The sequence below is a fragment of the Micromonospora sp. NPDC048894 genome (genome assembly GCF_040649765.1).
Lineage (GTDB): Bacteria > Actinomycetota > Actinomycetes > Mycobacteriales > Micromonosporaceae > Micromonospora > Micromonospora antibiotica.
In genome coordinates this window covers 250,943-275,334 of record NZ_JBEZFY010000002.1, presented here as the reverse complement: position 1 = coordinate 275,334, position 24,392 = coordinate 250,943, and the positions used below count along the sequence as shown (strand labels likewise).

Genomic DNA, 24,392 nt, shown 5'->3' with positions numbered 1-24,392 from the left:
GACACCGGCCGTCGGGAGTGGATGAGCATGCGGCGAGATGACCGGCGGGGCTGGCCGCTGCCAGGATGCAGTGAAAGACGTCAATCCCGTGGGGCAGGGTGGTGGGTCATGGGTTCCGGGTTGTCGCTCGCCCTCTTTCCGGTCGCCCTCGGCATCGTCATGCTGGGCATCGGTCTCAGCCTGACCGTCGAGGACTTCCGCCTGGTGGCCCGCCAGCCCCGGGTGGTGCTGATCTGCCTGGGTTGCCAGATGCTGGTCCTGCCGGCGATCTGCCTGGGCCTGGTGGCCGCCTTCGGTCTGCGCCCGGAGCTGGCGGTGGGGATGATGCTGCTCGCCGCCTCGCCGGGCGGCAGCACCGCCGGTCTCTACAGCCACCTGTTCCGGGGCAACGTCGCGCTCAACGTGTCGTTGACCGCGATCAACTCGGTGCTGGCCCTGTTCACCCTCCCGTTGATCGTCAACCTGTCGGTGGCCGGTTTCGTCGGTGCGGACAGCACGATCGGCCTCCAGTTCGGCAAGGTGGTGCAGGTCTTCGCGCTGGTCCTGATCCCGATCGCCATCGGGATGTTACTGCGGCGTCGGTTCACCGCCTTCGCCCTGCGGATGGAGCGCCCGGTGAAGATCATTTCCGTGCTCGTCCTGGCGGTGATCATCGTGGGGGCGGTGGCCGGCATCAAGGACGACGTGCTGGCCACCCTCGGGGAGCTCATCGGGGTCGTGGTGCTGTTCAACCTGACCAGCCTCGCCGTCGGCTACCTCGCGCCCCGGCTGCTGCGGGCCGGGCACCGGGACTCGGTCGCCTCATCCTTCGAGATCGGCCTGCACAACGCCACCCTGGCCATCACCATCGGGATGAGTCCGACCCTGCTCGACAACGCCACGATGGCCATGCCGTCGGTGGTCTACGGCAGCCTCATGTTCTTCACCGCCGCCGCCTTCGGGCTCGTCGTCGCCCGTCGCTCCGCCGCCCCCTCGTCCACCGTCGCCGGGCAGACGGGCCGACGGACCCTCCGCTGACCCGTCCCACCGGCCGGGGCGGTGGAGCAGGATGGGTGCGTGCAGATCGAACCGGTCGTCCCCGCACCCGTCCAGACGTTCCCCCGTACGCTGCTGCGCCAGCGGTGGGCGGACCTGACCTTCCTGCACTGGGCGGTCGCCCCGGAACTCGTCGCGCCGCTGCTGCCGGCCGGTACCCGTCCGGACACCGTCGACGGAACCACCCACGTCGGACTGATCGGCTTCCGAATGGTCGGCCTCGGTTTCGGCCGGGGGCCCGCCGTGCCGTACCTGGGGACCTTCCGGGAGACCAACGTGCGGCTCTACTCGGTGGACCAGGCCGGTCGGCGGGCCGTGGTGTTCCGGTCCCTCGACGCGTCCCGGCTGATCCCGGTGCTGGTCGCCCGGGTCACCCTGGGGCTGCCGTACCTGTGGTCGGCGATGCGCCTGGACCACGACGGTGACCTGCGCAGCTACCGGTGTCGTCGGCGCTGGCCAGGGCCGGCCGGGACGACCAGCCGGATGGTGGTCCGGGTGGGTGCGCCGATCCACCGGCCGACCCCGCTGGAGCACTTCCTCACCGCCCGGTGGGGCCTGCACACCCGGGCGTACGGGCGCACCCTGCACCTGCCGAACTGGCATCCGCAGTGGCCGTTGCACCGGGCCGAGCTGCTGCACCTGGACGACGAACTGGTCACCGCCGCCGGACTGCCGGCGCCGACCGGACCGCCGGTCAGCATGCTGTACTCACCCGGCGTGCCGGTCCGGTTCGGTCCACCGGTCGTCCTGCGCCGGCCCCGGTGACCCGGCGGACACCCGTCGGATCGGGCGGACGCAGCGGGACTCCGGTTGACCCTGACACGGTGTCAGGGTCGACACTGCGTCGGGGAGGTGGTCCGGATGACCAGATCGGAAGTGGACCCGACGCGGGCGCTGCGGGGGCTGGCGAGTGGTGACCCGTCGGTGCGGCTGCGGGCCGCGCTGGCGGTCGGCACCACCCCCGACCCGGCTTTCGTCGACCCGCTCGTCGCCCGCTGCGGGACCGAACCGGACTTCTCCGTCCGCGAGATGTTGACCTGGGCGCTCACCCGTCACCCGCCGGAGGCGACGGTGCCCCGGCTCGTCGCCGCCCTGGGGTCGACCCGGGCGCAGACCCGCAGTCAGGCGTTGCACACGCTGTCCAAGATCGGGGACCGGCGGGCCTGGCCGGCGATCACCCGGGCCCTGCTGACCGACCCCGACGACGAGGTGGCACGCAGCGCCTGGCGGGCGGCGGTCGCCCTGGTGCCCGACGGCGCGGGGTCCGGACTGGCCGAGGTGCTGGCCACCCAGCTCGGGCGGGGCGACCGGGCGACGTGGCTGAGCCTCAGCCGGGCGTTGTCCGCGCTCGGCGAGGTCGTCCCGCCGGTCCTGCACGCCGCCGGGACGCATCCGGATCCCCGGGTACGCGCGCACGCGGCCGCCACGCAGCGGCTGTTGCGCGACCCGGACGCCGGATTCGAGTTCTCCCTCGGGGAGGCGACGCGCATCGTGGCGCTCGGCGGGACCGGCGGGCCGGGGTGAGGCGGTGCTGATCGGTGACGTGTCGCGACGCTGCGGGGTCAGCGCCCGGATGCTCAGGCACTACGAGTCGCTCGGACTGCTGCGACCGACCGGTCGTAGCGGCGTCGGTTACCGCGAGTACTCCGGCGCGGACCTTCGCCGGATCTTCCACATCGAGAGCCTGCGCTCGCTGGGGTTGTCACTGCGGGCGGTGGGACGGGCGCTCGACGACCCCGCCTTCACCCCTGCGGAACTCGTCGACGACCTCATCCGGCAGACCCGGGCGCGCATCACCGCGGAGCGGGAGCTGCTCACCCGCCTCCGGCGGATCGACGCCGCCGGGCCCGCCGACTGGCAGGACGTCCTGCAGGTCGTCGCGCTCCTGCGCGACCTGGGCTCACCGCGCGCGGAGCAGCGTCAACGCGCGGCGCTGGCCTCGGTCGGTGAGGTACCGGTGCCGGTGGAGGCACTGGTCACGGCGGTGCTGGACGAGTCCGACCCGAACGTCGCCGGGGCGCTGCGCTGGGCGCTCGCCCACCTGGGCGTCGACGGGTTGCCCCTGCTGGCGGAGGGGCTCGACGCACCCGAGGCCGGGGTGCGGGAACGTGCCGTCCGGGCCATCGTCGAGATCCCGGGTGGGGACGCCACCGCGTTGCTCCGCGACGCCCTGCGCCACCCGGACCCCGTGGTCGGCAGGTACGCGGCGCTGGCGCTCGGCGTCCGTGGCGAGCCCGACGCCGTGCCGACGCTCGTCGACATGGTCGTCGCCGAGGTGAACGACGTCGACGCCGCCGACGCGCTGAGCGCGCTGGCGACCGATCCCGCCACGGCGGAGCGGATCGCCGCGCGCCTGATCGGCCTGCTCACCCAGGCAGATCTCGGGGCGTCGGCACGGCGTCGGCTGATCCAGGCGCTCGCGGACATCCCGGGGGACACGACGTCGGGGGCCCTGGCCGGGCTGACCGGGGACGACGACCGGGTCGTCGCGCTCACCGCGAGCTACGTGCTCACCCTCCGCGCCGCCCCCGACGGCCGCTGAGCGCCGGCCGGCGGAGGCGGCCGGCCCATCCCCTGCCCCGTGGCCGGGGAGGGGCGGGCCCGCGTCCCGTGCGCCGGTCACCGGGCGCGGCGGTGCCGGGCGAGCAGCGTCCCGGCGCAGAGCACCGCCAGCAGGCCGCAGGCGGAGCCGGCCCACTGGTTGTCGAACACGGTCGTCAGCGCCGCGTTGGCGGCGAGGCTGACGACCAGCACCAGCCACAGCAGCGGGCGGAGCAGGTCGGCTTCCGGCTTGGTCGGGGCGTCGGCGATGCGGTACGGATCGGTCATGGCTGCCTCCTCGGGCGGCGGGTGTTCGACCAGGTTGACGCTAGGCGTGGCGGTGGGTCGGGCACGATCCCGCCAGCGCGACCGGCGGCGGTACAGCAGGCGCTACTTTCCGCGCCGACGGTGCCGGGCCGCCCGCCCGGTGGCCTATGTTGGCGCGGGAGGTCTTCCGATGACACACCTGCGGGACCGGGCTCGTGCCTCGGTCGACGCCCTCGAACACCTCGTCGGCGGGTTGGCCACCGCACTGTTGGCGTTGGCTGCGCTGCTGTGGGTGTTGCTCGTCGCGACGGCCTGCCTGGTCTGGGTGGGGCTGCCGGCGGCACCCGGCGCGCTGCGGGCGGTACGCTCGGTGGCCGACCGCGAGCGTGTCCGGCTGTCCCGCTGGGGCACGCAGCTCCCCGCCCCGGGCCCGGTGCCGGCCGAGCTGCGGGTGGCGGTGCGCGACCCGTTCGTCCGGCGGGAACTCGGCTGGGTCGCGCTGCACGCGGTCACCGGCCTGGCCAGCGGGCTGCTCGGCCTCGCTCTGCCGCTCTACGCCGTGCAGGACCTCACGTTCCCGCTGTGGTACCGGCTGCTGCCGCCCGGGGCGGGGGCGCCGGGGATCGTCTGGTGGCGCATCGACGGGCCGGCCGAGGCACTCCTGGTCGGGTTGCTCGGGTTGGGCTGGCTGGTCGCCGTGGTCGCGCTCGGTCCGCCGTTGGCCCGCCTCCAGGCCCGGCCGGGACGGTGGTTGCTGCCTCCGCCGCCGGGCATCGACCTGTCGTTGCGGGTCGCCGAGTTGACCGCCACCCGGGCTGCGGCGCTGGACGCCCACGCGGTGGAACTGCGTCGCATCGAACGTGCCCTGCACGACGGCACCCAGAACCGGCTGGTCGCGGTCAACGTGCTGCTGGGGGCGGCCCGCCGGGCGGTGCGGCGGGACCCGGACCGGGCCGACGAGATCCTCGGGCGGGCGCAGGACGCGGCGGAACAGGCGCTCGGCGAGTTGCGTACCGTGGTGCGGGGCATCCTGCCGCCCGTGCTGGACGACCGGGGCCTCGCCGGTGCCCTGGCCGGGCTGGCCGGCAGTTGCGCGGTGCCCTGCCGGCTCACGGTCGACGTGCCGGTACGCTGCGCCGTCTCGGTGGAGGCCACCGCCTACTTCGTGGTGGCCGAGGCGTTGACCAACGTGGTCCGGCACAGCGGCGCGGGTCGGGTCGACGTGACCGTACGCCGCGAGCAGGGCCGGTTGTCGGTGACCGTCGAGGACGACGGGCGCGGCGACGTCGACGAGACGCGCGGCTCGGGGTTGACCGGCATCCGTCGGCGGGTCGGGGCGTACGACGGCCGGATGACCCTGACCAGCACCAAGGGTGGGCCGACGAGACTGGAGGTGGAGTTGCCGTGCGGATCGTGATCGCCGAGGACGACCCGCTGCTGCGGGAGGGGCTGGCGCTGCTGCTGCGGGCGGAGGACCTGGACGTGGTCGCCACGGCGGGCAACCCGGGTGAGTTCCTGGCCGCGGTCGACGCGTACGCGCCGGACGTGGCGATCGTGGACGTGCGGATGCCGCCGACGCACACCAACGAGGGCATCGTGGCCGCGGTGGAGGCCCGTCGCCGGCAGCCCGGCCTCGCGGTGCTGGTCCTTTCGGCGTACGTGGAGCAGGCGTTCGCCACCGACCTGTTCTCGGTCGGTGCGGTCGGGCTCGGCTACCTGTTGAAGGAGCGGGTGGGTCGGGTCGAGGAGTTCCTCGCCGCGCTGCACCGGGTCGCCGACGGCGGCAGTGTGATCGACCCGGAGGTGGTGGGGCAGTTTCTGGCCCGCCACCGCAGGCCGGACGCGGCACTGGGAGAGCTGTCGCCGCGTGAGCGCGAGGTGCTGGGGCTGATGGCCGAGGGGCTCGGCAACACGGCGATCGCCGAGCGGTTGTACGTCACCGAGGGCGCGGTGCACAAGCACATCCGCAGCATCTTCGCCAAGCTCCAGCTGCCCCCCGACGACCGGGCCGACCGCCGGGTCACCGCGGTGCTGCGCTACCTCGACGGCGGCCGACGGTAGCGCCTGCGGTGCCCCGGCCCCGGCCGGCACCGAACTGGCGCTGGGCGCCCGGCTGAACCGACTGCTGATCGGCGTGCCGGTGGGCTACGGTGCCGAGTTCTGTCGGGGGTGCCGCCTAGGCTGACCGGATGATCGACCGGCGGCAGGTGCTGCATTTCCGCGCCCGCGCACAGCAACTCGACCGGGCCGAGAGCACGCTGGCGGACACCGCCGTGCTCGACCTCGGGGTGCAGGACACCGGCCCGGACGGCGGCCGGTGGGCCCTCGCGCTGCGCGGGGTCGAGGTGACGGCCCCGGTCGCGGACGACCTGATCCTGCTCTGGACCGCGCGCGGTGCGCCGCACCTCTACCGTCGCGCCGACGTGGCCGAGGTGGCGGGGGCGGTCGCGCCGTACTCCGAAGCGGACGCGGCCAAACGCATCTACGACGCCGCCCGGCCGCTGAAGGCCGCCGGCATCGGCATCCTGGCCGCCCTCGACGAGGTGGCGGCGCGGATGCGGGACGTGGTCACCACCCCGACGGTCAAGGGCGACGTCTCCGGGCGGCTGGCTGCGCTGCTGCCCGAGCCCTACCTGCGGTTCTGCCGCCCCTGCGCCGCCACCCACCTCTACGAGATGCCGTTCCGGCTGGCGGCCGTGCGGGCCGGGCTGGAGCTGCGCCCCGGCACCTCGCCACCGGTCCTGCACCACATCCCCGGGTTCACCCGCCCCGCCCCGCCCGGCGACCGGTTCGACCTGGTCCGCGCCTACCTGCGGCTGCTCGGCCCGGCCACCCCCAAGCAGGTCGCCGACTACCTCGACGCCCCGGTCAGGGACGTGCGGGCCCGCTGGCCGCAGGACGTGGTCGAGGTACGGGTCGACGGGGAGGCCCGCTCGCTGCTCGCCGCCGACGAGCCGGCGCTCGCCGGTGCCGCCGACACCACGGCCGTGCGCCTGCTCGGCCCGTTCGACCTGTTCCTGCAGGCGCGGGACCGGGCGACCCTGGTGCCGGACGCGGCCCACGCCAAGCAGTTGTGGCCGGTGCTGGGCCGCCCCGGCGCCGTCCTGGCCGGTGGTGAGATCGTCGGCACCTGGCGGCCCCGTAAGACCGGCCGGGCGCTGACACTCGCCGTCCAGCCATGGCGGAAGCTGTCCGCCGCCGTCCACGACGCCATCGTCGCGCAGGCGCAACGCCTCGCCGCCCACCGGGACCTCGCCCGCGTCGACGTCGACGTCGACGTGCCGGGCGGAGTTTGACACCGGCCCACGGCAGCGGGGGAGGATGAGGCGTGCGGGTCCCTCTTTCCACACCACCGGCCATCCCCGCCGGGGCCGTCGCCGCCGGTGTGCAGCCGACCCTCACCGCGCCGGGTGGCCTGGTCCTGCGTCCCTGGGAGCCGTCCGACGCCCCGGTGTTCCTGGCCGCCTACCGGGATCCGGAGATCCGGCACTGGCACACCCGTCATCCGGCCTCCGAGAGTCAGGTCCGGCAGTGGTTCGTGGAATACCAGCAGGCCTGGGCGCGGGAGACCGGTGCCAGTTGGGCGGTGACCCGCGACGGCGTCGAGGTGCTCGGCCGGATCGCCCTGACCAGTATGGATCTCGATGACGGTGTCGCCGGGTGCGCGTACTGGGTGCTTCCCGCCGCCCGCCGGGCGGGGGTGGCCTCCCGGGCGTTGACGGCGCTTGGCGACTGGGCGCTGGACGGGGCGGGCTTCCACCGGCTGCACCTGGACCACTCGACCCGTAACGTCGCCTCCTGCCGGACCGCGCTGCGCGCCGGGTTCCTGCTGGAGGGCACCAAGCGCAGCGACGCCGTGCACGCCGACGGTCGGCACGACATGCACCTGCACGCCCGCATCCGGGGCGATCGACCAGCCGGCTGACACCGGCACCCCGGGCCAGGGGCGGTCAGAGCCAGCCGTTGGCGCGGGCGGTGTGGGCCGCCTCGATCCGGTTGCGGGTGCCCGTCTTGCCGATCGCAGCCGACAGGTAGTTGCGGACCGTGCTCTCCGACAGGTGCAGTCGGGCGGCGACGTCAGCCACCGTGGCACCGTCAACGGCGGCGACGAGCACCTCCCGTTCCCGTTCGGTGAGCGGGTTCGGGCCGGTCGCCAGGGCCGCCGCCGCCAGCGCCGGATCGATCACCCGCTCACCGGCGAGCACCCGGCGGACCGCCACCGCCAACTCCTCCACCGGCCCGTCCTTGACCAGGAATCCCCGCGCCCCGGCCTCCATCGCCCGGCGCAGGTAGCCGGGCCGCCCGAACGTGGTGAGGATCAGGACCCGGCAGGAGGGCAGCTGCTGCCGCAACGCCGCCGCGGTGTCCAGCCCGCTGCCGGCGGGCATCTCGATGTCCAACAGGGCCACGTCGGGGCGGACCCGCAGGGCCGCCGCCAACGCGGCGGTGCCGGTGCCGGCCTCGGCCACCACCTCCATGTCGGGTTCGAGGTTGAGCAGCAGGGCCAGTGCGCCGCGCATCATGCCCTGGTCCTCGGCGAGCAGCAGCCGGATCATCCGCGCGCCGCCCCGTGCGTGCCGGTGGGAATCCGGGCGGTGAGCCGCACACCGCCGCCACGGACGGAGGTGACGTGCAGTTCCCCGCCCGCCCGTGCGAGCCGTTCGGTGAGACCCCGCAGGCCGTTGCCCGGCTCGGGCCGGCCGCCGACACCGTCGTCGCCGATGGTCAGCACCGACTCCTCGGCGTCGGCGCGCACCTCGATCTCGCAACGCGACGCACGGCTGTGCCGCAGCACGTTCGTCACTCCTTCCCGCAGCACCCAGCCGAACGCGTCGTCCGCCTCCACCGGCAGCGGCCGGCCGGGTTGCCGCACGGTGACGGTGATTCCGCCGTCGGCGAGGGCGGTCCGGGCACCGTCCAGTTCCCGATCGAAGCTGCGGTCCCGGTAGCCGGTGACCGCCTCGCGTACCTCGGCGAGCGCGGTACGGCCGATGCGCTCGATGTCCCGGGCCTCTGCCGCTGCCCGCCCCGGATCGGTCGGGACGAGCCGGCGCACCACCTCCGCCTTCACCACCACGAGTGACAGTGTGTGGCCGAGGAGATCGTGCAGGTCCCGGGCGAACCGTAGCCGCTCCTGCTCGACCGCCGTCCGGGCCAGCTCCTGCTGGGTGCGGCGCAGCTCCGCCACCAGTCGGGCCGTCCGGGTGAAGGCCAGGGTCATGGTGCCTGCCAGCACCGTGATCAGTGCCGAGGCGGCGATGTCACCGACCGGCACCCGGTGCGCCACCCCGATCATCAGGACGGCAGCGGCACTGCCGCCTACCCAGGCGAACCCCCGGCTCGGCCGGACCAGCCCGACCGCACCGGCCGTCGCGACGTACGTCAGCAGGATCAGCCAGCCCTGCGGGCCACCGGCGTACGCGCCCGCGAGGCCCACCCCGAGCGCCGCGAACACCAGCAGGCCGAGGTGGAACAGCACGGGCGGCACCACCAGGTCGGCCACCGGCACCGCCACCAGCGCGAGGTAGAGCAGCGCGAAGGTGACCAGCCCGACCGCCGCGACCGCCGTCGGGCGTACCTGCCCCTGGACGATCGCGGTGGACGGTGGCAGCAGCAGCCAGAACCAGAGCGTGTGCGACGCCACCAGCAGGAGTCCCCGCCGCCGGCGGCGGCCGGTGGCGGGGGCCGCGATCGTGGCACCGGGCATGGTCGACACCGTAGCGGGAGCTCAGCGACGCGCGGTCGACCGGCGGTACGCCACCGCGGCGAGCACCCCGAAGGCCACCGTCCACCCGGCGAGCACCGCCAGTCCGGTCGGATCGGGGGTCAGGCCGGCCGCCGTACGCCAACCGAGTTCGGCGAACCGGTACGTCGGCAGCGTGTGTGCCAGGTGCCGCAGCAGGTCGGGGAAGTACGCCGCCGGCACCAGCAGTCCGCCGAGCACCGACAGGCTGAGGAAGGCGAGGAAGTTGACCGGCTGGGCGAGCTGCGGGGTGAGGCCGTACCCAATGGCGAGCCCGAGCAGCGCGAACGGCACCGTGCCGACCCACATCAGCACCAGCAGGGCCGCCCACCTGCCGGCGGGTAGCTCGACGTGGTGCTGGAGGCGTCCGGCGATACCCACCGCGACCAGCGACGGCACCCCGCTCACGGTGCTGACCAGGGCCTTCACCGCGACCACCCGGCGGGGGGACAGCGGGGTGACCCGCAGTTGGTGCAGCCAGCGCACCGCGCGTTCCTGGGCCACCGACGAGCCCACCGAGAGCACCCCGGCCATCGCGCCGTAGCCGGCCAGGCCGACCATGAGCGCGGCGGCGGCGGTGACGCCCTCCAGCCGGTCGCCCGCCGGAAGCAGGCCCGAGAAGATCACGTAGGTGACGACCGGGCCCAGCACGGTGAACAGCGCCAGCCGCGGGTCCCGGGCCAGGCGACGTAGCTCGAAGCGCAGATAGGCGCGCATGTCAGTGATTCCCTTCCGCGCCGGTGAGGGTGAGGAAGGCCGCCTCCAGCCCGACGCCGGTGACCTCCAGGCCCCGGAAGCCCCGGTCGGCGGCCAGGGCCAGCACGGTGGCGTCGGCGTCGTCGGTGGTGAGCGCCACCCGACCGCCCCGGACCTGCACCGACCGGACGCCGGGCAGCAGGTCGAGGCCCGCCACCGACCCGTCGGCGAGGTCGAAGGCCACCGTTCGGCCGCCGGCCACCGCCCGGATCTCGGCGGGCGGGCCGTCGGCCACCACCCGACCGCCGGCCAGCAGCACCACCCGGTCGGCGTACTCGTCGGCCTCGTGCAGATGGTGGGTGCTGAACAGGACGGTGTGACCGTCGGCGGCGTACCGGCGGATCGCCGTCCAGAACGCCTGCCGGGCGGCGACGTCCAGCGCCGCGCTGGGCTCGTCCAGGACCAGCAGGTCCGGGTCACCGGCCAACGCGAAGGCGAACCGGGCACGCTGCGTCTCACCGCCGGAGAGCCGGTCCAGCCGGCGGTCGGCCAGGTCGGTCAGCCCGGCCAGCGCGAGCACCCGGGCGGTGTCCAGCGGCCGGGGATACAGCCCCCGGGCGAGTGCGACCAGGTCCCGCACCGTGGCACCGGGGACGAAACCGCCGTCCTGCACCATCGCCCCGACCTGGCCGGCCCGGACCGCCTCGCCCGGTGACCGGCCGAACAGCGTCACCGTTCCGGCGTCGGGTGGGGCGAGTCCGAGCAGGAGCGAGATGGTGGTCGTCTTGCCGGCGCCGTTGGGGCCGAGCAGGGCGACCGTGCTGCCCGACGCGATGGTCAGGTCGATCCCGTCGACGGCCCGGACGGGGCCGAACCGCCGGGTGAGCCCGGTCAGGCGTACCGCGGTGTCATCCATGCCCGTCACGCTAGGCAGCCGGGGCCGCCGAGGGCAGAGCCGGCGATACCCGTCCGGCCAGGACAAATGTCCCGGCCGCGCCCGCGTCGGCGGGCCGGTGTCGCCCCGCCACGGCCAGCGGGCGTCCGACCACGACGCACCGGTCCCTGGTCACCTGCCCACCGCGCCGGGATCCATCAAGGACCGCTTACACCGCCGTGCTTCGCCGCCGCGTCGACTTTACGGATGATGTCTGTCGACAGGGGACCCGTCATAGCGTGTGCTTCTCCGGGACAGCCCGGCGTGGCCCACGAACGCCACGCCATCCGGCCCGTTCCTCTTACCTGGTGAAGTGAGGCCCACTCGATGACGGTTCCACCCCCCGATCCCGCTGGTCGCGGCCGCCGCCGACTGGCCGGGCTCCTCGCCGCGGTGCTGGTCGCCACCGCGCTGCCGCTGACCGGCGGCACCGCGGCGGTCGCCGCGCCGGCCGGCTCCGGCCCCTGGCGGCAGCTGCCGAGCGAGCCGTCGGCCAACGCCCGGGACGGGCGTACCCCCGACATCCGCGCGGAGCGGTTCACCGCGTACACCCTGGACCGGGCCGCGTTGGCCGACACCCTGGCCGACGTGCCGGCCGAGCGGGCCGGTACGGCCCGACGGTCGCAGTCGGCGCTGACCGTCGCGTTGCCCACCCCCACCGGGGGCTTCCAGCGGTTCGCCCTGGTCGACTCGCCGGTGATGGAGCCGGGGCTCGCCGCCCGGCATCCCGAGATCAGCACGTACGTCGGCCGGGGCCTGGACGACCCGACGGCGACCATCCGCGCCGACCTGACCCCGCTGGGCTTCCACGCCTCGGTCCGGTCGACCGGCGGCAGCTGGTACCTCGACCCGTACTACCACGGCGACCAGAGCGTCTACGCCAGCTACTACGCCCGCGACCTGCTCGACACCGACCCGGCCATGGTGGAGCGGGAGGACGTCGCGGCGGCGGCCGGGGCGCTGACGCCGGAGGTTACCGCGGACGAGCCGGTAGGTCCGCCGGTCACCCTGCGCACCTACCGGCTGGCCCTGGTCACCGACCCGTCGTACGCCACCTTCTTCGGCGCGGAGAACGTCACCGCGGCGAAGGTGACCCTGATCAACCGGGTCACCCAGATCTATGAGGACGAGACGGCGATCCGGTTGGTGCTGGTCAACGACACCGACAAGACCAACCTGAACACCGCAGCCCTGGCCACCGAGGCGAACGGGCCCTGTGGCACGGCGGCCTGCTACACCCCCACGCAGATCTCGTCGTGCACCAGCTCGCTGCTCAACCGCAACCGGATCGTGCTGGGCCAGCTCGTCGGCGCGGGCAACTACGACGTCGGGCACATCGGCCTGGGCCTGCCCGGTGGCGGCGTCGCCGGCCTCGGCGTGGTCGGCCTGGACGGCAAGGCGCGCGGCTGCACGGGCCTGCCCACCCCGGTCGGTGACTTCTACGCCGTCGACTACGTGGCACACGAGATCGGCCACCAGTTCGCCGGCAACCACACCTTCAACGGCACCCAGTACAACTGCTCCGGCGGCAACCGTAGCGCCGCCAACTCCTACGAGCCGGGCAGCGGTTCGTCGATCATGGCGTACGCGGGCATCTGCCAGCAGGACAACCTCCAGCCGCACAGCGACCCGTACTGGTCGCAGCGCAGCTACACCGAGATCAGCACGTTCGTCACCGGCACCCGGGCGGCGCTCAACGAGGTGCAGACCGTCTCGCTGTCCGGCTTCGACACCGACGGTGACGCGTTCAGCATCAGCTACGCGGGGCAGTCGTCGGTGCCGGTGGTGCGCGGCGGCAACTACACCGCGGCCGGGATCAAGGCCGCCATCGAGGCGATCACCGGTTGGCCGGCCGGGGCCACCGTCAGCGTGACGGCCTTCGGTGGGCTGGGCGCGCCGAACGACACCGGCTTCCAGGTCACCTTCGGTGCGGGCCCGCTGGCCGGGGTCGACGTGTCGTCGCTCGGTCTCACCGACACCGTCGGGATGACCGGCTTCGTCGGTGAGACCGCCCGGGGCGGTGCGGCCGGCAACAACGGTTTCCAGACCGCGCAGACCGGCAACCGGGCCCCCGTGGTCACCGTGCCGGCGGCGGCGCACACCATTCCGGCGCGGACCCCGTTCGCGCTGACCGGTAGCGCCACCGACGTCGACGGGGACACCGTCAGCTACCTGTGGGAGCAGAACGACCGGGGTGGCAGCACCGGCACCGCGCTGGTCAACAACACCAAGACCAACGGGCCGCTGTTCCGCCAGTTCGGCGTGGCGGCGGCGGTCAGCCCGACCGACACCCTGGAGTACCACTCGCCGGGGGAGAACGCGGTGAGCACCGACCCGACCCGGCACTTCCCCGACCTGACCCAGATCGCCGCGAACAACACCAACGCCGCCACCGGGGCCTGCCCGGCCGCGCCGGCCCCACCGGCCACCGGCGGGGCGAGCAACGTGCCCGCCGCGACGGTGGACTGCTACTCGGAGTTCCTGCCCACCGCCGACTGGGTCGGCGTGACCAACGACCGGACCCTGCACTTCCGGCTCACCGGCCGGGACCACCACCCCGGTGGCGGTGGCATCGGCAGCGCCGACGTGGCGTTGACCCTCGCCCCGGCGGCCGGCCCGTTCCTGGTCACCTCGCAGGCCACGCCGGCGGCCCACCTGGGCGGCGGCACCATGCCCGTCACCTGGGACGTGGCCGGCACGGACACCGCCCCGATCAACGTGAGCGAGGTGCGGATCTCGCTGTCCACCGACGGCGGGGCGACCTTCCCGCACGTGCTGGCGGAGAGCGTGCCGAACACCGGCGCCGCGACGGTGACCCTGCCGAACGTGGACACCGCCCGGGGCCGGCTGAAGATCGAGGCGGTCGGCAACGTCTTCTTCGACCTGAGCGACGCCGACCTCGCCATCACCCAGGTCCGCGCGGCCACCGTCACCTACACCGGTGACGCCCTGGCCGCCCCGGTGGACGACGCCGACACCACCGGCGTGCTGCTGCGGGCCACCGTGCGGGGTGGCGGCGGTGACGTCCGCAACGCCACGGTGACCTTCACCGAGGGCGACGAGACCCTCTGCACGGCGGTCGCGACGCCGTTCGGCGCGGCGGCGGACGACGGCTCGGCCAGTTGCCGCGCCGTGCTGCCGCACGGCGCGCACCCGGTCACCGCCACGGTGTCGGGGGCGTACACCGGCAGCGCGACGGCCATCGTCACGGTGGCCGGCGGGTACGGCCGGTCGGTCGCCGGTTCGGGCTACCTGAAGGGCGGGGCCACCGCCGGTGGTTACCCGCTCGACGACGACCGGCGCATCGAGGTGACCCTGGACGGCCGGATCAACAACGGCAAGAAGTTGGTCGGCAGCGCGAAGGTCGGCTACAAGTCGGGCGGCAAGCGGTACAAGTTCCAGAGCACCGCGCTGGAGTCGTTCGGTGTCACGGTGGCCGGGGAACCGGTCGCCGACCTGCGCTACCAGGTCACCCTGTACGACATCTCCACCGCGCAGGACCCGGTGGCGGTGGCGACCGGGCTGACCATGCGGGTGACCGCCACCGACCGGGGCGAGCCGGGCCGCCGCGACGGGATCGGCATCACCGTCTGGGACGGTGACCGGTTGCTCTTCTCCTCGGACTGGACCGGCGCGTCGACCCGGGAGGGCACCCTGACCGCCTCCGGTGGCAACCTCACCATCGGCTGACCAGGCGCACCGCGACACCCGGCGTCCTTCCCCGCCCACCCGGCGGGGGAGGACGCTGGTGTTCGTCCGGGCGGTGGGTGGGGCGCGTCGGGCACCCGGCACGATGAGGGGGTGACCGCCCCCGCCCGCGCACCGCTCGCCACCCTGGACGCGGTCCTCGAACGGCTTACCTACGTCAACGAGGAGACCGGCTACACCGTCGCCCGGGTCGCCACCGACCGGGGCTCCGACCTGCTGACCGTGGTCGGCGCGTTGCTGGGTGCGCAGCCCGGGGAGAGCCTGCGGCTGTCGGGACGTTGGTCGTCGCACCCGAAGTACGGCCGGCAGTTCGAGGTCGACTCCTACACCACCGTGCTGCCGGCGACCGTCCAGGGCATCCAGCGTTACCTGGGTTCCGGCCTGGTCAAGGGGATCGGGCCGGTGTTCGCCGAGCGGATCGTGGCGCACTTCGGCCTGGACACCCTGCGGATCATCGAGGAGGAACCGGCCCGGCTGGTCGAGGTCGCCGGCCTGGGGCCGAAACGCACCGCGAAGATCACCGCCGCGTGGGAGGAGCAGAAGGCCATCAAGGAGGTGATGGTCTTCCTCCAGGGCGTCGGGGTGTCCACGTCGCTGGCGGTACGCATCTTCAAGCAGTACGGCGACGCGTCGATCGAGGTGGTGACGAAGGAGCCGTACCGGCTGGCGGCCGACGTGTGGGGCATCGGCTTCAAGACCGCCGACACCATCGCCCAGGCGGTCGGCATCCCGCACGACAGCCCGCAGCGGGTGATGGCGGGCCTGCGGTTCACCCTGTCCGAGGCCACCGACTCGGGCCACTGCTACCTGCCCGCCCCGGCGCTCGTCGCCGACGCCACGACGATCCTCGACGTCCCCGGCGACCTCGTCACCCGCTGCCTGGACGACCTGATCGCCGAGGAGGGTGTGGTCCGGGAGCTGTTGCCCGGCGACGACGGCGAGCCGGTGCCGGCGGTCTACCTGGTGCCGTTCCACCGCGCCGAGCAGTCGCTGGCCACCTCGTTGCTGCGGCTGCTGCACGACCGGGCCGACCGGCTGCCCCACTTCACCGACGTCGACTGGCCCCGGGCGCTGGCCTGGCTGCGGGCGGTCACCGGCAACGATCTCGCCCCCGAACAGGAGCACGCGGTCCGGCTGGCGCTCACCTCGAAGGTCGCGGTGCTCACCGGCGGGCCGGGCTGCGGCAAGAGCTTCACCGTGCGGTCCATCGTCGCGCTTGCCGCCGCGAAGAAGGCCCGGATCACCCTGGTCGCGCCGACCGGGCGGGCCGCGAAGCGGTTGTCGGAGCTGACCGGGCACCCCGCCGCCACCGTGCACCGGCTGCTGCAGCTGCGTCCCGGCGGGGAGGCCGTCCACGACCGGGACAATCCCCTCGACGTCGACCTGCTCGTCGTCGACGAGGCGTCCATGCTCGACCTGATCCTGGCCAACAAGCTCGTCAAGGCGGTGCCACCGGGGGCGCACCTGCTCCTGGTCGGCGACGTCGACCAGTTGCCCAGCGTCGGTGCCGGGGAGGTGCTGCGGGACCTGCTCACCGCGTCGGCCGTCCCCCGGGTGCGGCTGACCCGGGTGTTCCGCCAGGCCGCCCAGTCGGGTGTGATCACCAACGCGCACCGGATCAACGCCGGTCGGCCACCCCTGCTCGACGGGCTGCCGGACTTCTTCCTGTTCGCCTGCGACGACACCGAGGCCACCGCCGCGTTGACCGTCGACGTCGCCTGCACCCGGATCCCCACCCGGTTCGGTCTCGACCCGCGCCGCGACGTGCAGGTCCTCGCCCCCATGCACCGGGGGCCGGCCGGTGCCGCCGCCCTCAACACCCTGCTGCAACAGCGGCTCACCCCGCACCGCGAGGGGCAACCGGAGCGGCGGATGGGCGGGCGGGTCTTCCGTGTCGGCGACAAGGTCACCCAGATCCGCAACAACTACGACAAGGGCCAGTCGGGCGTCTTCAACGGCACCCTCGGCATCGTCACCGCGATCACCCCCGAGGAGCAGACCCTCACCGTACGCACCGACGAGGACGAGAACCTCGACTACGAGTTCGACGAGCTCGACGAGTTGGCCCACGCGTACGCGATGACCATCCACCGCTCGCAGGGCTCGGAGTATCCCGCCGTGGTGGTGCCCCTGACCACCAGCGCCTGGATGATGCTGCAACGCAACCTGCTCTACACCGCCGTCACCCGGGCCCGGCAACTCGTCGTCCTGGTCGGTTCCCGTCGTGCGCTGGCCGCCGCCGTGCGTACCGTCGGCGCGGGTCGCCGCCACACCGCGCTGGACCACCGCCTCGGCGGATCGGCCGGATAGCGGGTGTGGCGCGCCGGGGTGTGGGGCACCCCTTCGACGGCCGCGCGCTCACCGCCAGCCGACAGCCGGCTGTCGCGCCGGCCACCGCCCGATGGCGGTGACCGGCGCGACGATCCGGTCAGGTGGTCGGCACCGGGGTCAGCGGTAGCCGGCGGCGGTGATGTTGGCCTGTACCGCGTTCTCGGTGGCGTCCGACGGGTAGCCGGCGACCATCGCGCCCTCGTAGAACGTGCCGGCGCTGAGGTTCGCGCCGCCGTCGGGCTTGCAGCAGTCGCCGCCGCTGCCCAGGATGATCGCGCCCTGCTTCTTCATCGGGCTGTAGCCGGGCGGCAGCGACCCGTCGTAGAGGGTGTAGAGGCTGCCGGACTGGGCGTTGCTGCCCTTGATGGCGAAGCGGGAGGTGCCGTTGTTCTTCAGGGTGGCGGTGACGAACTTGTGCGGGAACGCCCGCTGGTTGGGGTTCCACGAGCTGCTGCCGCCGGGGAACAGTCCCCACTCCAGGTCGGCCTGCACCCACGGGCCGGAGCCGGAGCAGCCGCCGAACCAGCACTGGGTGCTGAAGTTGATCGCGTCCATCGCCCCGGCGGCGTCGGCCTTGCGGGTGGTTTCGCTGTTGCCGTAGTCGAAGCAGCAGCCGTTGTTGACGTGGGTGCCGCTGGTGACCATGTACATGCCCTCGGGGGCCGCGCCGGTCGGGATGCCCGTCAGGTGACCGTCACGCCAGTAGCTGTTGCCCGGGTTGATGTAGAGCGAGTACGCCTTGGCGCCGCCCACCGTCAGCGACTCCGAGGTCGCGACCGCCGGCCGGCTCTGCGGCGACCCGGGAACCACGCTGGAGCCCTGGTACCACAGGTCGTTGCCGCGACCGGACTGGTCGAACACGACGGTCACCACGCAGGTGGTGCCGGTGCAGAACGCGTCCTGGGTCGCGGCGTTGGCGGTGCCGCCGGTGCCGGTCAGCCCGATGTTGCGGGTGGTGTTGTCCGAGGAGCGGCGTACCTGGTAAAGGTTGCCGGTGTACGCGGCGTAGAGCGCCCGGGTGGTGCTGTGCGCGGCCACGCACGGGGTGCCACCGGCGGCGTAGATGTCACACGGCAGGGCGCCTGCGGGCGGGGGAGTGGTCGGCGGCGGCGTGGTCGGCGGGGTGGTGGTGGGCGGGGTGGTCGGCGAGGTCCACTGCTGGTTGGCCTGACCGTTGCAGGTCCACAGCAGGATCTTGGTGCCGTTGGCGGTGCCGTTGCCGTTCGCGTCCAGGCACAGGCCGGACTGCACGCCGACGATGGTGCCGTTGGCGTTGACGTTCCACTGCTGGTTGGTCTGACCGTTGCAGTCCCAGATGATCGCCGCCGTGCCGGCGGTGGTGCCCCGGCCGGAGGCGTCCAGGCACTTGTTGCCGTACACGGTGAGCTGGCGGTTGGTCGTCCAGGTCCAGGTCTGTCCGGCGCCACCCTGGCAGTCCCACAGCTGGGTCTGGGTGCCGTTGGTGGTGCTGGCGTTGGGGACCTCGAGGCAGCGCCCGGAGGCGGTGCCGACGATCCGGGTGCTCTGCCCCGGCTCGATGGCGGCCAGCGCGGGCGCGGCGGCGGCCTCGGCGACCGGCGAGGTGACGCCGGGCACGGCCCCGGCGACGACGAGGACGCCGGCCAGCGCACCGACCAGCATGGTCAGCCGGTGCCGGCGGCGGTGGGGGAGGGGATCGCGGACCGGTCCTGATCCGCTCGGGGACGGGGTACGCACGAGGCGGCTCCTTGGTTCGTCGGCGGCGCGGCCCTGGCGGACCCGCCCTCGGGTGGTGGTGGCGAATCGGTTCGGGACCCCCTCAGGATCACCAAAAGAACGATAGAAATCAATTCGTAGGGTCGTCTGTGGTGGGGCGGGGTCGACGTCCGCGCGACCGGGTGCCGGTCGACCGGTCTCCGACCGTCGCTCTACCGGCCCCAGAGCCGCCAGGTCTGGTTGAGCGGGCTGCTCTGGCCCACCGGCTTGCAGGTCCACTGCAGGATCCGCGCCTGGGCGGCGGTGGAGACCCCGTTGACGTCGACGCACTTGTTGCTGTGCCGGGCGACGAGCTGGTAGTCGTGGGAGTCGTTGCCCCCGTAGGTCACCCGGCGCAGGGTGAACTGCTGGCTGGTGCCGTTCTGGCACGTCCACTGCTGCACGGCTGCGCCGTCGGCGGTGGACGCCCCGCTGACGTCCAGGCATTTGCCGCTCTGCTGGTTGACCACGGTGTACGTGTCGGCCACCCCGGCGACCGGGCGGAAGTTCCACAGCTGCTGGTCGCCGCCCTCGCAGGGGAACTGCTGCTGGGGGTTGCCGTCGGCGGTGCCCAGGCCGGTGTTGTCCAGGCACTGCTGGGAGTGCTGGGCCACCGCGACCGAGGTGAAGCCGGTCTCGGCGGGCGGCAGTACGGTGACGGTGTACGTGTCGTTCTGGTTGCCGTACGGCAGGGTCACCGAGACGGCGTTGTTGGTCAGCGTGAGCACGGTGTTCGACACCGTGACCGGCCCCTGCACCGCGCCACCGTTGTTGTACGGGATGCGCTGGGTGAGCACCCGCACCTGGTTGTTCTGCACGATGCCGCTGGTGGCGTCCAGCCGTTGCAGGTTGACGGTCAGGTTGCCGGTGGTCCGGCCGCCGCCGACCAGGACCCTCGCCACCCCGGTCGCCCGGGTGGCGAAGGCGTCGTAGGACTGGCTGGGGGTCACCGCGGCGATCTGCCCGGTCTGCGCGGCGTAGTAGCGGTAGACCCACCACTCGCCCTTGGGCTGGTGCTGGCCGGCCGAGTTGCGGATCAGCAGGTTGCCCAGGTCGTTGTGCAGGTTGCCGGCGCTGGCCCAGTTCGCCCGCAGGCCGTCCGCGCGGGCCCGCTCCAGCCGGGCGACGTACCAGGCCCCGTCCGCCGGGTTCTGCTCGTTGGACGCGCCGTACTCGTTGATCTGGTAGGGCCGGGGGTGGGCGATGCCACGCGCGTCGAGGGTGGCGTTGGCGGCGGCGACGTTGGCGACCGGGTCGCCGGGCAGCGAGTGCCAGCTGACGATGTCCGGCACCGTGTTGGTGGAGCGGACGAAGTCGAGGTACTGGTTCCAGAAGGCGTGGTTGGTCGACGGCACGCAGGCGCAGCTCGGCCCGACGATGAGCTGGGTGGGGAACTCCGCCCGCAGCCGCTGGTAGGTGCGTCGCCACAGTTCGAGGTACTGGGAGATCGGGCGGTTCCAGAAGATGGTGATATTGGGTTCGTTCCAGATGTCCCACTGCACGGTCAGCCCGGCCGCCCGGACGTCGCCGATGAGCCGGGTCAGGAAGTTGTCGTAGTCGGTCCAGTTGCCGTTGTCACCGGGGAAGCGGGAGATCCCCGCGCCGTCGGCGCCCCACAGGTCGTGCGGCAGGATGATGAACTGACCGCCCAGGGCGGCGGTCCGGCGGGCCTGGGCGAGGGTGGAGTTCCACCGGCGGTCGTAGTTGCCGCCGACCCAACCGCTGCCGGGCAGCTGCGCGCCGCCGGCCCGCATGTACTGGAACTTGACGTCGCGGTAGAAGTGGTCGGCCGGGCCGCTGGCGTTCTCGGTCATACCGTAGATCCAGCCGGAGGCGCGGTAGGTCGGCGTGCCGTCGGTGGCGGAGAAGTTGACGCTGATCGACTCGTCGGCGGCCTGGGCCGGGGTGGCGGCGACGGCGGTGGCGGCGACGGCGAGCAGGCAGACGGTGAGTCGGGTGACGATCACGCGGATTCGTCCGGGCCGGCTGCGCAGCGGGGTTTTCACAGGGCGGCTCCTTGGTGGGGCGCGGGGACGCTCTCCGGAGGGCTTCGCATGCGAATCGATTCGCAGGGATCGTAGGGTGAGCCAGTGAAGGATGTCAATAAGATGACAGGGCGGTGAAGTCGACGTTTCCGATGTCGATCACGGCTGTGGTGCCCCCTCTTGACCGTGTCGCCTCGCCAGACCTATGTTCGTCCGAAGGAGGAGCCGAACCGATTCGCCTGACGGTCGGGTCGCGCCCCCACCCGCGCGGCGCTCGTCCCCCCTCGCCACCGGACGTCGCCCGCGAATCGAGGCAGCAGGCGACGGCAACCAGCCGTCGGCGGTGACCGACCGCTGCCAACCTCGTGGCGATCGCCGAGGGGCCGGTTCGCGTCGCCCGGGCCCGGCCGGGACGTCGGATGCGCAAGGACCGACCACCGTACGACAGAGAGGGCGTCACCTGCCATGACCGTCGCACCGTCCGGTCCGGAGTTCTCCCTCCAGGACATCCCGTTCAGCTACCGAGGTTCCTGGCTCAACATCTCCCCGGTGGTGGCCGAGAAGACGTACGCCGACGATCTGCACCTGGTCTCCCACCAGACCGGGCTGCACCCGGTGCTCCGACTCGCCCCGACCGCCGCCAGCACGGTCGTGGCCACGCCCACACTGCTCACCTGGCGCAGCGGCACGGGCCTGGTCGAGGCCGGCTACGAGGGGCCGGACACCCTACGGCTGCGGGGCCGAGGGCTCGGACTGCGGATCGCCGCCGCAGCCGGGACCCTCACCCCGTTCAGCGGCACCTACCTCTACCGCGACCCGGTCGACGGGTCGGCCGTGTTCACCTCGTACGAGACGGGCCGCCGCTACCGGGTCACCGTGTTGTCCGGCCCACCGGGCGGGCTCGGGGGAGCGGAGGCGCTCGGCACCGCCGACCGCTGGCTGCACCTGCCCGCCGACCAGCCCTGGGAGATCGCGATCGAGGAGTACCGCACGGCCCGCCGCCCCTATGCCCGGTCCGGCACGTTCGACCAGCTGTGCCGCGACCGCGGCGTCGAGTTCACCGCGTTCGTCGACGCGGTCGCGCCCTGGCGCGGTGTCGACACCCCCGCCGCCGAGCTGGCCGCGTACGTGCTGTGGTCGGCCACCGTCGAGCCGGCGGGTTTCGTCACCCGGCCGGCCGTGCTGATGTCCAAGCACTGGATGGACAAGGTGTGGAGCTGGGACCACTGCTTCAACGCGATCGCCCTGGCGTCCGGCGAGCCGGAGCTTGCCTGGCACCAGTTCCAGCTGCCCTTCGACCACCAGGACGCCGCCGGTGCCCTGCCGGACTCGGTCACCCACTCGGAGGTGCTGCACAACTACGTCAAGCCACCCGTGCACGGGTGGGCCCTGCGGCAGCTGCGCCGCCGGCTGCCCACGCCGCCGGACCGGGTGGAACTGGCCCGGACGTACGACCGGTTGGGTCGGTGGACCCGGTTCTGGCTGGACGCCCGCCGCGCCCCCGGCCACGACCTGCCGCACTACCAGCACGGTAACGACAGCGGCTGGGACAACGCCACCACCTTCGACCACGACCGGGTGCTGGAGACCGCCGACCTCGCCGCCTTCCTGGTCAGCCAACTGCGCTGCCTGGCCGACCTCGCCACCGAGCTGGGTGAGCCCGCCGACCGGTGGTCCGCCGAGGCCGACCGGGTGCGCGCCGCCCTGCTGCGGGACCTGTGGGACGGCGAGCGTTTCACCGCCCGCAGCCCGCACACCGGTCGGCGACGGGCCAGCCGCAGCCTGCTCGACCTGTTGCCCGTCACCCTCGGCGACGACCTCCCCGAGCCGGTCACCCGGGTGCTGGCCCGGCGGGTCGAGGCCCACCTGACCACCCATGGGCTGGCCACCGAACCGACGGACTCGGCCCACTACCTCGCCGACGGCTACTGGCGTGGCCCGATCTGGGCCCCCTCCACGGTGCTGGTGGAGGACGGCCTGCGCCGGGCCGGGCACACCGTGCTCGCCGACGAGATCAGCCGGCGGTTCCTGGTGCTGTGCGAGAAGTCCGGCTTCGCGGAGAACTTCGACGCCGAGACCGGCGCGGGGCTGCGCGACCGGGCGTACACCTGGACGGCCAGCAGCTACCTCATCCTCGCCGCCGCCCAGCAGGGGCGCACCGGGTCACCGGCGGGGCCGACCCGGTGAACGTCGTGCCGCCGCCCACCCGGTGGTGGCACGGCGCCGCCCCGGGCCGGGGCGGGTCAGCGGGTCCGGGCCGGGCCGGTGCTCTCGCGCAACGAGATGGGCGGCGCGTAGAGCCGGTGGCGGGGGGTGCCGCCGGGTGCGGCGATCAGCTCCAGCAGCAGCGACACCGCCTCGGCGCCCATGTCCCGGGTCGGCACGTCGGCGGCGGTCAACGGGGGGCGGAAATCCTCCGCCCAGTGCTGGGCGGCCACGCCGGTGACGGAGAAGTCACCCGGCACCGACAGGCCGGCGGCGTGCAACGCGCGCTGCATGCCGGGCAGTGCCGCTTCGTTGATGGTGGCCACCGCCGTGACCTGCGGATGCGTCGCCAGCAGCTGCGTCATGCCCGCCTCGCCCGAGGCGGTGTCGTCGCCGCAGCAGACGTCGATGCCGGTCAGGCCCCGCTCGGCGGTGGCCGCTTGGAAGCCGGCCAGGGCACGGTGGCTGGGGCCGTAACCCGCCGCGACCAGCTCGGCGGAGCGGTTCACCAGAGCCACCTGCCGGTGCCCCAGGTCGGCCAGGTGGTGCACGCAACGGGAGATCAGGGCCGCGTAGTCGACGTCGATCCAGCTCATCCCGTGCGGCTCGGCCGTCCGACCGATCGTCACGAACGGCACACCGGCCGTCGCCAGCCGGGTCACCCGGTCGTCGGTCAGCCGGATCTCCATCAGTACCACCCCGTCCACCCGCCGCCCGGTGACGATCCGCTCGAACGACCGGTCGTGGTCGCCGCCGGACGGGGACAGCAGCACGTCCAGGTCGTGTCGGGCCGCCGCCTCGACGACGCTGGCGACGAAGCCCAGCTGCATGTCGGTCAGACGCTGGTTGGCCGGGGGGATCACCAGCCCGAGGGTGCGGGTGCGCCCCTCCTTCAACGCGCGGGCGCTGGCGTTCGGCCGGTAGCCCAGCTCGTCGATGACCGCCTGGATCCGTTGTCGGGTCGTCGCCGACACGGCCCGCTTCCCGCTCAACACATACGACACGGTGCTGCGGGACACTCCGGCCCGCCGGGCGATCTCCCCGATGTTCATGCCCGCCCTCAAGCCGAATTCCGCCACCGGCGCGGGAATGCGCCGTGTTTGCCGTGGAGCATAACCGCCCCGCAATTCCCGATCGGGGCAGGAACAGTTCCGCCGCCGTCCTCCGGGGGCAATCCGCCGATGTCCGGCGTTGCGTGGTGCGCAGGGCGGGG

The 24,392-nt window shown here is 73.3% G+C and carries 19 protein-coding genes; 11 read left to right on the top strand and 8 right to left on the bottom strand.

What is annotated here, in order from left to right; genetic code table 11:
* Positions 1–108: 108 nt before the first annotated feature.
* From AB0C22_RS05095 to AB0C22_RS05080, 4 genes are all read left to right on the top strand, one after another.
* Positions 109–1,017: a bile acid:sodium symporter family protein gene (locus tag AB0C22_RS05095; protein WP_219461766.1), complete on the top strand. Its 909-nt coding sequence runs from the start codon at positions 109–111 to the stop codon at positions 1,015–1,017.
* A gap of 39 nt (positions 1,018–1,056) precedes the next feature.
* Positions 1,057–1,800 carry a DUF2071 domain-containing protein gene (locus AB0C22_RS05090; RefSeq protein ID WP_219461768.1) on the top strand — a complete coding sequence of 248 codons (744 nt, stop codon included), beginning with the start codon at positions 1,057–1,059 and terminating at the stop codon, positions 1,798–1,800.
* A 96-nt stretch (positions 1,801–1,896) separates the two neighbouring features.
* Positions 1,897–2,559: a HEAT repeat domain-containing protein gene (locus AB0C22_RS05085; RefSeq protein ID WP_219461772.1), complete on the top strand. Its 663-nt coding sequence runs from the start codon at positions 1,897–1,899 to the stop codon at positions 2,557–2,559.
* A 4-nt stretch (positions 2,560–2,563) separates the two neighbouring features.
* Positions 2,564–3,577: a HEAT repeat domain-containing protein gene (locus tag AB0C22_RS05080; RefSeq protein ID WP_219461775.1), complete on the top strand. Its 1,014-nt coding sequence runs from the start codon at positions 2,564–2,566 to the stop codon at positions 3,575–3,577.
* Between the two features lie 77 nt (positions 3,578–3,654).
* Here AB0C22_RS05080 and AB0C22_RS05075 read toward each other — a convergent pair whose 3' ends face one another.
* Positions 3,655–3,864, bottom strand: a complete 210-nt coding sequence (locus tag AB0C22_RS05075) for a hypothetical protein (RefSeq protein ID WP_219461776.1) — start codon at positions 3,862–3,864, stop codon at positions 3,655–3,657.
* A 169-nt stretch (positions 3,865–4,033) separates the two neighbouring features.
* Between AB0C22_RS05075 and AB0C22_RS05070 the strand changes: the two genes are divergently transcribed.
* From AB0C22_RS05070 to AB0C22_RS05055, 4 genes are all read left to right on the top strand, one after another.
* Positions 4,034–5,260, top strand: coding sequence for a sensor histidine kinase (locus tag AB0C22_RS05070; protein WP_219461778.1), 1,227 nt, complete (start codon positions 4,034–4,036; stop codon positions 5,258–5,260).
* A complete protein-coding gene (locus AB0C22_RS05065) occupies positions 5,248–5,904 on the top strand; it encodes a response regulator transcription factor (protein WP_208566070.1) in 657 nt (218 codons plus the stop codon). The genes AB0C22_RS05070 and AB0C22_RS05065 overlap by 13 nt, the downstream gene beginning before the upstream one ends.
* A 128-nt stretch (positions 5,905–6,032) precedes the next feature.
* A complete protein-coding gene (locus tag AB0C22_RS05060; protein WP_357533578.1) occupies positions 6,033–7,139 on the top strand; it encodes a winged helix DNA-binding domain-containing protein in 1,107 nt (368 codons plus the stop codon).
* 32 nt (positions 7,140–7,171) lie between these two features.
* On the top strand, positions 7,172–7,768 hold the full coding sequence (locus AB0C22_RS05055) for a GNAT family N-acetyltransferase (protein WP_219461782.1): 597 nt from the start codon (positions 7,172–7,174) through the stop codon (positions 7,766–7,768).
* Positions 7,769–7,793: 25 nt separating this feature from the next.
* Here AB0C22_RS05055 and AB0C22_RS05050 read toward each other — a convergent pair whose 3' ends face one another.
* Genes AB0C22_RS05050 through AB0C22_RS05035 form a run of 4 tightly spaced genes read right to left on the bottom strand, consistent with a single transcriptional unit; the run spans position 7,794 to position 11,198 of the window.
* Complete coding sequence (locus AB0C22_RS05050) at positions 7,794–8,399, bottom strand: response regulator transcription factor (protein ID WP_219461784.1); 606 nt, start codon at positions 8,397–8,399, stop codon at positions 7,794–7,796.
* Positions 8,396–9,550 (bottom strand): sensor histidine kinase, encoded by a 1,155-nt coding sequence (locus AB0C22_RS05045; RefSeq protein ID WP_357533576.1) that lies wholly within the window; start codon positions 9,548–9,550, stop codon positions 8,396–8,398. The genes AB0C22_RS05050 and AB0C22_RS05045 overlap by 4 nt, the downstream gene beginning before the upstream one ends.
* 21 nt (positions 9,551–9,571) lie before the next feature.
* Positions 9,572–10,303 (bottom strand): ABC transporter permease, encoded by a 732-nt coding sequence (locus AB0C22_RS05040; RefSeq protein WP_219461788.1) that lies wholly within the window; start codon positions 10,301–10,303, stop codon positions 9,572–9,574.
* A gap of 1 nt (position 10,304) precedes the next feature.
* Positions 10,305–11,198: an ABC transporter ATP-binding protein gene (locus AB0C22_RS05035; protein WP_357533574.1), complete on the bottom strand. Its 894-nt coding sequence runs from the start codon at positions 11,196–11,198 to the stop codon at positions 10,305–10,307.
* 345 nt (positions 11,199–11,543) lie between these two features.
* Here AB0C22_RS05035 and AB0C22_RS05030 point away from each other — a divergent pair, with 345 nt between their 5' ends.
* Both AB0C22_RS05030 and AB0C22_RS05025 read left to right on the top strand, forming a co-directional pair.
* Positions 11,544–14,906 carry a M12 family metallo-peptidase gene (locus AB0C22_RS05030; RefSeq protein ID WP_357533572.1) on the top strand — a complete coding sequence of 1,121 codons (3,363 nt, stop codon included), beginning with the start codon at positions 11,544–11,546 and terminating at the stop codon, positions 14,904–14,906.
* A 111-nt stretch (positions 14,907–15,017) separates the two neighbouring features.
* Complete coding sequence (locus AB0C22_RS05025) at positions 15,018–17,234, top strand: ATP-dependent RecD-like DNA helicase (RefSeq protein WP_219461793.1); 2,217 nt, start codon at positions 15,018–15,020, stop codon at positions 17,232–17,234.
* 138 nt (positions 17,235–17,372) lie between these two features.
* Here the strand turns inward: AB0C22_RS05025 and AB0C22_RS05020 are convergent, their stop codons facing one another.
* Both AB0C22_RS05020 and AB0C22_RS05015 read right to left on the bottom strand, forming a co-directional pair.
* Positions 17,373–18,971, bottom strand: a complete 1,599-nt coding sequence (locus AB0C22_RS05020) for an arabinofuranosidase catalytic domain-containing protein (protein ID WP_357533570.1) — start codon at positions 18,969–18,971, stop codon at positions 17,373–17,375.
* 191 nt (positions 18,972–19,162) lie between these two features.
* Entirely contained in the window at positions 19,163–20,995 is a 1,833-nt protein-coding gene (locus AB0C22_RS05015; protein WP_219461798.1) for an RICIN domain-containing protein, read from the bottom strand.
* A 444-nt stretch (positions 20,996–21,439) separates the two neighbouring features.
* Between AB0C22_RS05015 and AB0C22_RS05010 the strand changes: the two genes are divergently transcribed.
* Positions 21,440–23,161 carry a trehalase family glycosidase gene (locus tag AB0C22_RS05010; protein WP_357533568.1) on the top strand — a complete coding sequence of 574 codons (1,722 nt, stop codon included), beginning with the start codon at positions 21,440–21,442 and terminating at the stop codon, positions 23,159–23,161.
* Positions 23,162–23,217: 56 nt separating this feature from the next.
* On the opposite strand, the gene AB0C22_RS05005 is transcribed toward AB0C22_RS05010, so the two are convergent.
* On the bottom strand, positions 23,218–24,231 hold the full coding sequence (locus tag AB0C22_RS05005) for a LacI family DNA-binding transcriptional regulator (protein WP_357533566.1): 1,014 nt from the start codon (positions 24,229–24,231) through the stop codon (positions 23,218–23,220).
* Positions 24,232–24,392 lie beyond the last annotated feature (161 nt).

Coding starts and splice junctions, on each gene's coding strand:
- AB0C22_RS05075 (WP_219461776.1), bottom strand. CDS start 3,864: ATGACCGATCCGTACCGCATCGCCGACGCCCCGACCAAGCCGGAAGCC.
- AB0C22_RS05035 (WP_357533574.1), bottom strand. CDS start 11,198: ATGGATGACACCGCGGTACGCCTGACCGGGCTCACCCGGCGGTTCGGC.
- AB0C22_RS05050 (WP_219461784.1), bottom strand. CDS start 8,399: ATGATCCGGCTGCTGCTCGCCGAGGACCAGGGCATGATGCGCGGCGCA.
- AB0C22_RS05060 (WP_357533578.1), top strand. CDS start 6,033: ATGATCGACCGGCGGCAGGTGCTGCATTTCCGCGCCCGCGCACAGCAA.
- AB0C22_RS05010 (WP_357533568.1), top strand. CDS start 21,440: ATGACCGTCGCACCGTCCGGTCCGGAGTTCTCCCTCCAGGACATCCCG.
- AB0C22_RS05030 (WP_357533572.1), top strand. CDS start 11,544: ATGACGGTTCCACCCCCCGATCCCGCTGGTCGCGGCCGCCGCCGACTG.
- AB0C22_RS05005 (WP_357533566.1), bottom strand. CDS start 24,231: ATGAACATCGGGGAGATCGCCCGGCGGGCCGGAGTGTCCCGCAGCACC.
- AB0C22_RS05045 (WP_357533576.1), bottom strand. CDS start 9,550: ATGCCCGGTGCCACGATCGCGGCCCCCGCCACCGGCCGCCGCCGGCGG.
- AB0C22_RS05070 (WP_219461778.1), top strand. CDS start 4,034: ATGACACACCTGCGGGACCGGGCTCGTGCCTCGGTCGACGCCCTCGAA.
- AB0C22_RS05040 (WP_219461788.1), bottom strand. CDS start 10,303: ATGCGCGCCTATCTGCGCTTCGAGCTACGTCGCCTGGCCCGGGACCCG.
- AB0C22_RS05095 (WP_219461766.1), top strand. CDS start 109: ATGGGTTCCGGGTTGTCGCTCGCCCTCTTTCCGGTCGCCCTCGGCATC.
- AB0C22_RS05085 (WP_219461772.1), top strand. CDS start 1,897: ATGACCAGATCGGAAGTGGACCCGACGCGGGCGCTGCGGGGGCTGGCG.